Annotated in this window: 9 protein-coding genes; all 9 read left to right on the forward strand. The window is 62.2% G+C overall.

The window, feature by feature from the left end; translation table 11 throughout:
* The first annotated feature begins 4 nt into the window (after window positions 1–4).
* The 9 genes from tssH to V7747_RS10180 all read left to right on the forward strand — a co-directional run bounded on the left by tssH (window position 5) and on the right by V7747_RS10180 (window position 12,490).
* Complete coding sequence (gene tssH / locus V7747_RS10140; RefSeq protein WP_335615920.1) at window positions 5–2,563, forward strand: type VI secretion system ATPase TssH; 2,559 nt, start codon at window positions 5–7, stop codon at window positions 2,561–2,563.
* A gap of 10 nt (window positions 2,564–2,573) precedes the next feature.
* On the forward strand, window positions 2,574–4,118 hold the full coding sequence (locus V7747_RS10145) for a sigma-54 interaction domain-containing protein (protein WP_335616073.1): 1,545 nt from the start codon (window positions 2,574–2,576) through the stop codon (window positions 4,116–4,118).
* A gap of 88 nt (window positions 4,119–4,206) precedes the next feature.
* Entirely contained in the window at window positions 4,207–4,317 is a 111-nt protein-coding gene (locus tag V7747_RS10150) for a type VI secretion protein (protein WP_442909235.1), read from the forward strand.
* 20 nt (window positions 4,318–4,337) lie between these two features.
* Window positions 4,338–5,516 carry a type VI secretion system-associated FHA domain protein TagH gene (tagH, locus tag V7747_RS10155; protein ID WP_335615922.1) on the forward strand — a complete coding sequence of 393 codons (1,179 nt, stop codon included), beginning with the start codon at window positions 4,338–4,340 and terminating at the stop codon, window positions 5,514–5,516.
* Window positions 5,517–5,521: 5 nt separating this feature from the next.
* Complete coding sequence (gene tssJ / locus V7747_RS10160; RefSeq protein WP_335615923.1) at window positions 5,522–6,010, forward strand: type VI secretion system lipoprotein TssJ; 489 nt, start codon at window positions 5,522–5,524, stop codon at window positions 6,008–6,010.
* Between the two features lie 3 nt (window positions 6,011–6,013).
* Window positions 6,014–7,345: a type VI secretion system baseplate subunit TssK gene (gene tssK, locus V7747_RS10165; protein ID WP_335615924.1), complete on the forward strand. Its 1,332-nt coding sequence runs from the start codon at window positions 6,014–6,016 to the stop codon at window positions 7,343–7,345.
* Between the two features lie 5 nt (window positions 7,346–7,350).
* Window positions 7,351–8,241 (forward strand): type IVB secretion system protein IcmH/DotU, encoded by an 891-nt coding sequence (gene icmH / locus V7747_RS10170; protein WP_335615925.1) that lies wholly within the window; start codon window positions 7,351–7,353, stop codon window positions 8,239–8,241.
* Complete coding sequence (gene tssM, locus V7747_RS10175; RefSeq protein ID WP_335615926.1) at window positions 8,238–11,759, forward strand: type VI secretion system membrane subunit TssM; 3,522 nt, start codon at window positions 8,238–8,240, stop codon at window positions 11,757–11,759. Before icmH ends, tssM begins: the two co-directional genes overlap by 4 nt.
* Complete coding sequence (locus V7747_RS10180) at window positions 11,759–12,490, forward strand: PP2C family protein-serine/threonine phosphatase (protein WP_335615927.1); 732 nt, start codon at window positions 11,759–11,761, stop codon at window positions 12,488–12,490. Before tssM ends, V7747_RS10180 begins: the two co-directional genes overlap by 1 nt.
* Window positions 12,491–12,493 lie beyond the last annotated feature (3 nt).

The raw sequence follows: 12,493 nt of genomic DNA on the forward strand, positions 1-12,493 counted from the left end.
TGACATGATGCAACTCGATCTACAGCAACTGGTGCAGGCGCTGGATGCAGCCAGCCGGCAGGACCTCGAAGCAGCGGCCGAACGTTGCATGCAACGCGGTGGCAACAAGGTACTGGTAGAAGACCTGTTGCTGGGCTTGCTCGAACGCCCGGACGGCCTGCTGAGCCGCGCCCTGCAGGACGCCGAGATTGCCGCTGGACGCCTGGCCGAAACCCTGGTCCCTCGCGGTCAGCACGAGAGCAGCAGCAACCCCAGTTTCTCTGCCGAACTGGTGCAATGGCTGCAGGATGCGCTGTTGGTGGCCAACTTGGAACTGGCCAGCAGCCGGATTGATCAGGCAGCACTGCTACTGGCGCTATTGCGCAACCCCATGCGTTACGCGGGCACCCCGTATCAGGCCCTTCTAAGCGGTCTGAACGCGGAGCGGTTGCGCGACTTTGCGCTGTCTCAACAGGCCGAGAGCGGCAGTGCCAATGCGCCACAGGGCGAATCTGCCCTGCTGCGCTTTACCCACAACTTCACCCAGCAGGCGCGCGACGGCAAGCTCGATCCGGTGCTATGCCGCGACCAATCTATCCGGCAGATGATCGACATCCTCGCCCGGCGCCGCAAGAACAACCCCATCGTGGTCGGTGAGGCCGGCGTGGGTAAAACCGCACTGGTTGAAGGCCTGGCGCTACGTATCGCCAACGACACCGTGCCCGAAGCACTGCGCAATGTTGAGCTGCTGTGCCTGGACCTTGGCCTGCTGCAGGCCGGTGCGAGCATCAAGGGTGAGTTCGAGCGTCGCCTGCAAGGCGTTATCGACGAGGTCAAGGCCTCGCCTAAACCCATAGTGCTGTTTATCGATGAGGCCCACACGCTGATTGGCGCCGGCGGACAGGCCGGCAGCGGCGACGCGGCCAATCTGCTGAAGCCGGCCCTGGCCCGTGGCGAGCTGCGCACCATCGCCGCCACCACCTGGAGCGAATACAAAAAGTACTTCGAAAAGGATCCAGCGCTGGCGCGGCGCTTTCAACCGGTGCAGCTGCTTGAACCCACCCCCGCGGAAGCCGTGACCATTCTGCGCGGCCTGGCCCCCGTCTATGAGCGTAGCCACGGCATCTACCTGCGAGATGATGCGGTGGTTGCTGCGGCGGAACTCTCGGCACGCTATCTTGCCGGGCGTCAGCTGCCTGACAAAGCAGTCGATGTGCTGGATACCGCCTGCGCGCGGGTACGCATCAGCCTGGCGGCGGAACCCGGCACGCTTGAAGCGTTACGCGGCGAAATCGCCGAAGGCGAGCGCCAGCTGCAAGCGGTACAGCGCGATCTGAGCGCCGGGCTGGAGGTAGATGCTCCCGCGCTGGACGCGCTGGAAACGCGGCTTCACGCCGCGCGTAGTGAGGCCCAGGCACTGGGCGAGCGCTGGCAGCAGCAACGCGAGCTGGCAGAACGCCTATTGGCGCTGCGTCAGGCCTGTGCCGAGAGCGGCGCTGACGACGCCACACAGGCGGAGCTGCAGCAAGTCCAACTGGAACTGCAGCAGTCCCAGCGGGACGAGCGTCTGGTCAGCCATGAGGTCTGCCCGCGGCTGGTGGCCGAAGTCATCAGCCACTGGACCGGCGTGCCGCTGTCGCAGTTGGCCCGCGAGCACAACGCCAAGGCCACCGCCTTTGCCGAGGATTTGCGTCGGCGCCTGCGCGGGCAGGAGCCTGCGGTCGCTGCACTCGACCGCGCCATACGCGCTGCAGCCGCGGGCCTGAACCGGCCTGACGCACCGGTCGGTGTATTTCTACTGGTTGGCCCCAGCGGCGTCGGCAAAACCGAAACCGCACAGGCCCTGGCCGACCTGCTGTACGGCGGTGAACGCTTTCTCACCACCATCAACATGAGCGAGTTCCAGGAAAAGCACAGCCTTTCGCGCCTGATTGGCTCGCCTCCCGGCTACGTTGGCTACGGCGAAGGTGGCATGCTGACCGAGGCCGTACGCCAAAAGCCTTACTCGGTAATTCTGCTCGACGAGGTCGAGAAAGCTGATCCTGACGTACTCAACCTGTTCTATCAGATCTTCGACAAGGGTATTGCCAACGACGGCGAAGGCCGCGAGATCAACTTCCGCAACACGCTGATTCTGATGACCTCCAATCTGGGCAGCGAACAAATCTCTGCGCTATGTGCGAGCGGCACCCAGCCTGACAGTGCGCAGCTTGAGGAGGCCATCCGCCCTGCCCTGACCCGCCACTTCAAACCCGCGCTGCTCGCGCGCATGCGCATCGTGCCCTATTACCCCATTGCCGGCGCGGTGCTTGAGGAACTGGTCGAGCTCAAGCTGCAGCGTTTTGCCCAGCGCCTGCAACGCCGCCAACTCAGCTTTGCCCACGACCAGCAGTTGATCAGCCACCTGGCTGAACGCTGTCTGCGCGCTGACAGCGGAGCCCGTCTCATCGACCAGTTGATCGACGAGCACTTGCAACCGCAGGTAGTCGACCGGCTGCTCGAGGCCATGGCCAGCGGCCAGCGGGTACAGCAGGTAACCGCCACCCTCGGCAGCGCAGGAGCCATTGTCTGTGAGTTCGCTTAAGCACCCCAGCCTGTTCGATCAGGTGGCGCAGCCGCTGGTGTACGCCGAGACCCTGTTGGCGCGCTTCAGCCATCTGGCCGCCAGCCGCGACAGCCGCAGCCTGCAACAGCAACTGGTCGCTGCCGCTGCCACGCTCAGCCACTGCCCGCTGGCCCAGCTGTATCTGCTGGACAAGACCCATACCGAGCTGACGCTGTGCGCCGAATGGCTTGATGGCGCACAGCTGCAACGCGAGGAATCCACGCTGCCCAGCGACTACAAGGACCAGCAACTGCTGCAATACTGCCTGTTCCAGAATCAGGTGTTGCACGTCGAAGCGCTGGATAACAGCCTCTACGCCACGCCCTTCCTGCCCACGACCGGCCGCAGCTGGCGGAGTCTGCTTTGCCTCCCGCTGCACGACCGCGAACAGCAGCTCGGTGGCCTGCTGCTGATCGCCCAACGTGATAACCAGCAACTCGACGCCTTTGCCGACTCGCTGCGCTTGCTGGGCGACTTTGCCATGGGCCAACTGCAGTTGTTGCAGCGCCTGGATAACACCGCGAGCATGCCGACAGAAGCTGCTACCAGCACCATCAGCCACCAGCGCGGTTATGGGCTGATCGGCGACAGCCCAGCCATGCAACGGGTCTACCGGCTGATCAGTAAGGTGCTGCACAACCCGGTCAGCGTGATCGTCGCCGGTGAAACCGGTACCGGCAAAGAACTGGTAGCGCGCTCAATTCACGATTACGGCCTGCGTCGCTCCGAGGCCTTTATCGCGCAGAACTGCAGTGCACTGCCCGAAGCGCTGCTGGAGAGTGAGCTGTTCGGCTACGTCAAAGGCGCTTTCACCGGCGCGAACCAGGACCGAGCCGGGCTGTTCGACGCCGCCGACGGCGGCACCCTGTTTCTCGATGAAATAGGCGATATGCCGCTGGACCTTCAGGCCAAGCTGCTGCGTGTACTGCAGGAGGGTGAGTTACGCCCCCTGGGCAGCAACCGTACGCACAAGGTGGACGTACGCATCATCGCGGCCAGCCATCACGACCTGCGCACGCTGGTCGACAAGGGCCAGTTTCGCGAAGACCTGTTCTATCGCCTGGGTCACTTTCCGATTGAAATTCCGCCGCTGCGCGAACGCGGCACGGACATTCCCCTGTTGGCCGCGCATTTCGCTGAAGAGGCTTGCTGTTTTTTGCAACGCGGAGCCTGCCGCTGGTCGGACGAAGCGCTGGAACACCTGGCCGGCTACCACTTTCCTGGCAACGTTCGCGAACTCAAAGGTTTGATCGCCCGCGCCCTGCTGTTGTGCGAGGGCAACGTGCTGCTACCCGAGCACTTCAGCCTGCCAGGCCACCACCAGCCCAACAGCAGCAGTTCGTTGCGTGAACGGCTGGAACAGGTTGAACGCAACCTGCTGCTCGACTGCCTGCGCAAGAACCAAGGTAACCAGACCAGTGCCGCCAGCGAACTGGGCCTGCCGCGCCGCACCCTGCTTTACCGCATGCAGCGCCTGAAAATCAATGCAGCCGACTTAAGGCTGAAGGAGCGAGCTCAGGCTCAAGCCCGCTGATGACAACAGAACACGGATTTTCCCATTCCCTACAACTCGGTCAACTCGAAGGAACCTGGCTATGACTGCCCGCATTACCCGTTGCCTGATGGCCCTGGCGCTGAGCGCCCTGCTGGCCGCCTGCGCCGGTAACCACAAGTTTGATGATGATGAATATCGCCCCCTGGGTGACCCCAAGACAGCAGCACGCGACTTCTAGTCGCAAGGAGCAATAACGCAATGGAACTGGTCTTTGATGTGGTCAGTGCGCAGCAATTTGAACCGGGATTGCCGGTCAGCAAGACCTTTCGCCAGGCCGGCGGAGTGATCGGCCGAGCAGAAGATTGCGACTGGGTAATCCCCGACCGCAAACGCGTTGTGTCAGGCCGGCACGCCGAGGTGAGCTTTCACAACGGCGTGTTCTATATCACCGATACCAGCAGCAACGGCATACTGCTCAAGGACAGCGAAACCGCCTTGCCCAAGGGCAAAGCGCAGGCTGTCGAGCACGGCCAGGTCTACTCTCTTGGCGACTTTGATATCCGCGCCCGGCTTGCACAAGACCCGAGCGTCTTTGCCGAACCCACCGACCCGATCGAGCAACCGGAAAGCCTGATCCCGGATGACGCCTTTCTCGACCTGGATCCACTCAATGCGATGGACCAGCCAGAGCAGGCCTACCGCGGCAACGACGACTTTGCCCTGCTCAACCAAGCCCAGCCGAGCTATGCCGATCAGCGCGCTGATTACGCCCGCGTGGATATGGAGAGCCTGCCGATCCCGGAACTGCGCCAACCCGAGCAACCCGCCAGCAGCGCACCTCCGGCACCCATGGCCTCGGGCTTCTGGGATAGCTTGGCTACAGCGCTGGGCATCAACATGGACAACCTGAGCGAGGCACAACGCGAAGCTTTGGCATTGAAAAGTGCCAAATTGCTAAAGCAAAACCTGGCCTTGCTGCGCCAGAGCCTGCATACCCAGACACAGCTCAAACGTGACCTGCAACTAAGCACCGACTCGCTTGAAGCACAACCGCTGGCCCAGGCTCAGGACACCGCGGGCGCGTTACATCGCCTGCTGCGCGAAACCGGCACGGACGAAGCGGCGCATCAGCTGCTCTCGTCCGCGTTCGGCGAGTTGCAAACCCATCAGGTGGCGCTGATTGCCGCCAGCCGCGCGGCCAGCAAAGGGCTGTTCGAACAGTTGGGGCCCGAGCAACTCAAGTTGCGCTTTGAGCAGGACGGCGGCGGAAAGTTACTCAACACCTCCGGCGCCCAATGGCGTGCGTATAGCCGCCTGCATCAAGGCCTGCAGCGCGACGAGCAGTGGCATAAAACCCTCTATGCCGCCGACTTCAACCAGGCCTATCAAGAGCAGCTGCGCCTGCTCGCCTCTCTTAACAGTTCTTATCAAGGATGATTGCCATGTCTTCATCATTAGTTACCCGCGGCCTGCTTGCCGTGCTCTGCAGTGCGCTGCTCAGCGCTTGCTCCAGCCTGTCGCCCTACTCCGATCTGACCAAGGTTGATCTCAGCCTGCAGGGCAGCGAGCGCCTCAACCCCGACATCAATGACCGCCCCTCGCCCATCGTGTTGCAGTTGATCGAATTGAAGAACCCGGTGGCCTTCGAGCACGCCGACTTTTTCTCGCTGTATCAGCGTCCGCGTGAAGTGCTGGCGCCCGATCTGGTCGCTATCGAAGAGCTCGAATTGCGCCCCGGCGAAGAGCGCACTTACAAGCTGGCCGCCGCCCCCGAGAGCCGCTACCTCGCGGTGCTGGCCGCGTACCGCGATCTACCCCAGGCACAGTGGCGCATCGTCGTACCGCTGCAAAACGAAGAGCGCAACTCGGTAGCCCTGCTGCTCGACGAGCACGGCATTCGCTCGCTGGCCGCCAGCCGGGATGAGGACTGAAACATGAGCGTGCAGAAAGTGGTCTGGCAGGAAGGCATGTTGCTGCGCCCGCAGCATTTCCAGCAAAACGACAGGTACTACGACCAGCAACTGAAAAGCCGCACCCAGAAGCTGCTGAGCCACGCTTGGGGCTTTTTCAGCCTGGAGATAGACGCGCAGTTTCTCAACATGGGCAAGTTGGTGATAAGCCACGCCAGCGGCGTACTGCCCGACGGCAGCCTGTTTGAAATCGGCAATGAAAAGGAACCGTTAGCGCTCGATGTGCCGCCCAACACCAGCAGCACACCGATCTACCTTGCCTTGCCGCTGGTGACCAGCAACCACGTGGAAACCCGCCGCCCCAACCAGAGAGACGTGCTGGCACGCTATACCGCCCACGAAAGCGAGGTGGCAGACTCCAACGCCGGCGACGGCAGCGCCAGCCAGGTCAGCTGCGCCCAGCCCGACTTCAAGCTGCTGCTGGGCCAGCACCCGAACGAGCAGGCGTTTGTGCGCCTGCAGGTGTGCGAGATTCAGGACAGCACTCCCGATGCAGTCATCAGTCTGAACCCCGATTATGTCGCCACCTACCTGCACAGCCACGCCAGCAGCTATCTGCTCTCCTGCCTGAAGGAAGTGGTCAGCATGCTGGCGCACCGTGGCGACATGCTGGCCGAACGCATCCGAGCTACCGGCAAGATGGGCAGCTCTGAGGTGGGTGATTTCATGATGCTGCAGCTGATCAACCGCAGCGAGCCGGTGCTGCGCCATCTGCTGAACCTGGAGCAAGTACATCCCGAGCAAATCTACCGTGAACTGCTGGGTCTGCTCGGTGAACTGTCGACCTACTCCAGCGAAAGCAAACGCCCCAAGCACGATAGCCGCTACCAGCACAGCGACCAAGGCCAGAGCTTCCGCAAGCTGATGGATGCCATCCGCCAGGTGCTGTCGATGGTCCTGGAACAGCACGCCGTAGAGCTGCCATTGCAGCAGCGCCAGTACGGCATCAAGGTATCGCCGATCAACGATGCCCAGTTGCTGGGCAGCGCCTCCTTCGTACTCGCGGCCAGCGCTCAGTGCGACTCGGAAGAACTGCGCAAACGTCTGCCGGCGCATCTCAAGGTGGGCGCAGTGGAACGCATTCGCCAGCTGGTGAACCTGCACCTGCCGGGCATCAAGGTCAAACCCCTGCCAGTGGCACCACGGCAGATCCCGTTCCACTCAAGCAAAACCTATTTTGCCCTCGAATTCACGTCCGAAGAACTCGCCCAGCTCGAACGCTCCGGCGGCTTCGCCTTCCATGTGTCGGGTGAAATCAGCGGATTGAATCTGGCCTTCTGGGCCATCAGGAGCTAATAAAGATGATCAGGGAAATGGAATACAGTCAGGACGACAAAACCGTCATCCTCAGCCGCCAGGGCCACAGCCCGGCCAACAGCACACTGACCGACTTTGCCGCTCCGCCGCGCTATGAAAAACTCGAAGAGCGTATGGTCTATGCGGCCAGGCTCAAGCCGGCGGAACAGTCCCATCAAGGACTTAATCCGCTGGTAGGCATGGCTACCAGCCTGCTGTCGGAGATTGTTCGCCTCAAGCACAGCCACCAGTCCGAAGACCTCTATCTGCTGAAGGAAAAACTGGTCAGCGAGATCAAGCTGTTCGAACATCGCGCTCTGCAGGAAAGTACCGACAGCGGCCAGGTCATGGGGGCCCGCTATGTGCTGTGCACCGCACTCGACGAGGCCGTGGTCACCACGCCTTGGGGCAACGAAAGCGAATGGTCGCAGATGAGCCTGCTGAGCAGCTTTCACAACGAGACCTTCGGTGGCGAGAAGTTCTTCATCCTGCTCGATCGGCTGGCACGCAACCCGGTCAAGCACCTGGATATGCTGGAGCTGATGTACGTCTGTCTGTCGCTCGGCTTTGAGGGCAAGTATCGCGTACTGCCCCGCGGCCTGCTCGAACTGGAGAATATCCGCGACAGCCTGTTCCGTCAGATTCGGCAGATTCGCGGTGACGTGCCCCGCGAGATCTCGCCCCATTGGCAAGGGATCAAGAGCGAAGGTCGACGTCTGGTGCGTTACGCGCCCTGGTGGCTGGTCGCTGCCCTCACCCTTACCTGTCTGGCGGTGCTGTACGGCGGCTTCGCCTGGGTGCTGGACGCTCAGCGCGAGCAGGTAATGCCGCCGTATTCCATTCACGAGGCGGCGCCGGCCACAACGTCATCTGTTGCAGGGAAGAATGCACAATGAAGGGATTAGCACGCAAAGCCGCAGCCACGCTGCGCAAAACCTGGGTCTGGACGCTGCTCTGCGTCTTGCTGCTGGCCCTGTTCATCTGGACTGCTGGCCCACTGCTGGCGGTCAGTGATTACCGCTTCTGGGAGTCTACCGGCAGTCGCTTGCTGAGCATTAGCCTGCTATTCCTGAGCTGGGGGCTGGCTATGGTCTTCTTTAACTGGCGACGGGACAGACGCAAAAAGGCCGAAGAAGATGACGAGCAGGCCCAGGCACGCCTGCGCCGCGAAGAGCAGATTGTCGAGCAGCAGCTGGCGCTGCACGAGCGTTTCCGCGACGCCATGCGCACCCTGCGCACCTCGAGCCTGTATCGCGGTCGCAGCGAGCGCTGGAAGCGCGACCTGCCCTGGTATCTGCTGCTGGGCCCGGAAGCCAGCGGCAAGACCAGCCTGCTGGATTACTCTGGCCTGGAGTTTCCACTCAACAAGCACACCGAACAACGCATGCCCCGCAGCATCCAAGACACCGACTACGCCGACTGGTACTTTGCCGAGCACGCAGTCATCGTCGATACCGCCGGCCGTTACCTTACCCAGCCCGACAGCGACCTGGATGCACTCGGCTGGCGCACCCTGCTGAAACTACTGCAACGCCGTCGCGGTCGCCACCTCAATGGCGTTCTGGTCACCCTGCCGAGCGACCTGCTACTCAGCGGCAACGAGATGGCACTGGAGTCCCTGGCAAGGCAGACCCGCCAGCGCCTGCTTGAAATCAACCAGCAGCTCGGCGTGGATGTGCCCGTGTATCTGGTGCTCAGCAAGGCGGATCAGGTCCTGGGCTTTGACGAGTTTTTCGATCACCTCAGCCAGGATGAGCGGCATCAGGTCATGGGCGCCAGCTTCACCACGGTGCAGGACGGCACCGACGCCAGCGTGGTACGCAGCGAGTTCGACGCCCTCTTGCAACGCCTAAACAGCCAGATTATTCCACGCCTGCACCTGGAGCGTGACAACCAGCGCCGTGGCCGCATCCTCGACTTTCCGCATCAGCTTGGCAGCCTGAGCGAACACCTGGGGCTGTTCATTGAGCTGGCCTTTGCCGGCAACCGCTATCAACGCGCCACCCAGCTGCGCGGCTTCTACCTGACCAGTGCTCCGCAGCTGGCCGATGCGCATAACCCGTTACATAACGAGTTCAGCCGTAGCCTGGGTATGCCGGCACCGCCCATGCCCGCGCTGCAACGGCAGCAGGGTTACTTCATTCAGCGCTTGTTGAGTGAAGTCGTTTTTCCCGAGTCGGCGCTGGCCGGACTGGACGAGCGGGAAATAAAACGCCTGCATCGACGCCAGCGCGTGCTTTACGCAGCGGCCTTTGCCGGTCTGGCTGTGCTGGGCACCAGTTGGGCTCTGAGCTTTTCGGCCAACCATGACCGCTTTGAACAGCTGCGCCAGCTGAGTGAGTTCTTCGACGCCCAACCGGCGAGCATCAGTGCGCATAGCAACGCCCCGCAGCTGCTCAAGCAACTGGACACCCGCTATGCCGCTACCCTGGTATTTCCACCAACCGATGAGGTGCGCTGGCACGAGAAAGCCGGCCTCTACCCCGCTAACGAGGTGAACCCACAACTGAAAGCGGCTTACCATGAAGCACTGCAGACCTACCTCCTGCCCTTGATCGGCAAGCAACTGGAGGCGCAAATTCGCAACGACATGCATGACCGCGAGCTGCTGCTGGGCAGTCTGCGCGCCTATCTGATGCTGAACATAGAAGAGCGTCGCGACCCAGCCTACCTGCAAGACTGGATGGCCGACGAATGGGCCATGCGCTACCCCAACAACAACCGCGTGCAAAGCAGTCTGGACAGCCACTTTGAGCGTTTGCTGGCGTCGGGCTTCAGCGCCTACACGCTTAACCCACGCTTGGTCGCCGACGCCCGCCAGCAGTTGCGCGGAGAATCGCTGGCCAGCGTTATCTATCGTATGCTGCGGGAACAGGCACGGCGTCTGCCCGAATACCGCCTGGACCAGCATCTGGGTCCGCAGGCGTTGCTGCTCACCTTGCGCAGCAACAGCATTCCCGGGTTCTACACCAAAAGCGGCTACGAGCAGATGTTCCTCGCCCAGGGCGCCGATCTGGTGCGCAACATGCTCAAGGACAACTGGGTGCTGGGCAACAGCGATGACCTCAGTCCGCGCGATCTGGCGCGCTTGAGCACCGAGATGGAAGCGTTGTATTTCCAGGATTACGCCGACCAGTGGATCAATGCTATCGCCAGATTGCAGCTTGATCCGCTCGGTGCGCCCGGCGCCGGCGCCGAGAAGCTGTCCGGCCTGGCGGCGGCCAACTCGCCGATCACTCGCCTGCTCCAGGAAGTCAGGGAAAACACCCTGTTCCTGCCGCCTGAGCTACCCGATATCCCGGACGAAGTCGGCACCATCGGCAACTCCCGACGCGCGCGCCAACTGCAGAAAGTCGCCGAACTGGGCGCCGAAGCCGCCGCCGACCAGCTGACGCAAACGGCCGGTCAGACCGCACTGCAACAGCGCTTCGGCACCCTGCATCAATTGCTCGATGCCGATGGCAACCCTGGTCCGCAACTGGCCACCGCGCTGCAGGCGATGGGCGCGTTGCAGATACAACTGGCTCAGTTGGCCAACTCCAGTACACCTCAGCAAGAGGCGTTCGAGATGGCCAAAGCGCGCATGCAGGGCCAACGCGATGCCATCAATCAGGTACGCGCCAGCGCCGGCAGCCTGCCCAGCCCGGTCAGCAATTGGGTATCGCTGGTGGCAGAGGATGGCTGGATGCTGGTGTTGTCAGACGCGCATAAGTATCTCAATCAGCGTTACCGGACCGAGCTGTACAGCGCGTACCGCACCTCATTGCGGCAGCGTTATCCCTTCGCGACCGACACCGACAGCGATGTTGATCTGGCTGATTTCCGCGCCTTCTTCAAGGATCAGGGCATCGCCGATGCCTTCTTTGAGCGCTACCTGTCGCCCTTTGTCAGCGGTACCTCTGGGCAGTACCAGTTGCGCCGGGTGGATGGTCGTTCGCTGCCCATTTCGCGCGAGTTTCTCGGCCAGATGAACCGGGTGCAGACCATTCGTCGCAGCTTCTTTGCCGAGGATCCGAACGAGCCGAGTATTGTCTTCAAACTGGAGCCCTATTCACTCGATTCCAGCCTGGGCCGGGCGAGCTTCCGCTACGGCGACCAGCAGATGGAATATCGCCACGGTCCCATCGTGCAGAGTGCCTTCCGTTGGCCCGCGCGTGGCGAGGAAGAACGCATCAGCCTGGTGGTCGAAGACCTTGGCGGGCGTCGCATGGGTATGGAGCAACGCTCCGGCGCCTGGTCGCTGTTCCGCCTGCTTGACCAAATGGAAGTCGACTACCACACCGACCGCGACGTGATGCTGCTAAAAGCCAGTCTTGGCGGCCTGCGCGCCAATTACCTACTGCACAGCCAGCGCGCGCCGAACCCGTTCGATGTCGCTGTATTGCGTGGTTTTGAACTGCCGGCGCGGCTCTGATGGAGGCGTTGCAAAGCTGCTGGAAAAGCGCCGCCCGCACCGACCGCGGCAAGGTACGTGAGCGTAATGAAGACTCGGTGCTGGCGCAGCCCGAACGCGGTATCTGGCTGGTTGCCGACGGCATGGGGGGCCACCTCAATGGCGCCCTGGCCAGCCGACTGATAGTCGAGGAGATTGCCGAACTTTCGCTCAATGGCAATCTCGACCAAAAGGTGCGCCGCGTGCGTCAGGCGCTGCACGTGGTCAACCGCCGGCTCGGCCATGAGGTCACCGTCACGGCCGATCAACCGGATGCCGTGATGGGCAGCACCGTCGTGGCGTTGCTCGGCAATCAGGAGCGCGCCGTCTGTCTATGGGCCGGCGATAGCCGCTGTTACCTATGGCGCAACCAAAGGTTGTATCAACTATCACGTGACCATTCGCTGATGCAGCAGCTGATTCACGAGGAGCAGGTCGACCCATTGGAGGCGGCCCGGCACCCGGCAGCCAACGCGCTGACCCGCGCCGTGGGGGCGCACGAGCGGCTGGTGCTCGATATTCTCGAGTTCAGCGTGCAGCCCGGTGACACCCTGCTGCTCTGCAGCGACGGTCTCTACCAATCGGTCTCAACCGGAATTCTCAGCCACGCCCTGGGCCTGCTGTCGCCTGAGGCGGCAGTCGACTACCTCTTCTCTCATGCCCTTTCCGGCCCCGCGCGCGACAACATCAGCGCGGTGGTCATGCGCCGATAATGC

It is taken from the genome of Halopseudomonas sp. (assembly GCF_036960865.1).
Classification (GTDB): Bacteria; Pseudomonadota; Gammaproteobacteria; order Pseudomonadales; family Pseudomonadaceae; genus Halopseudomonas.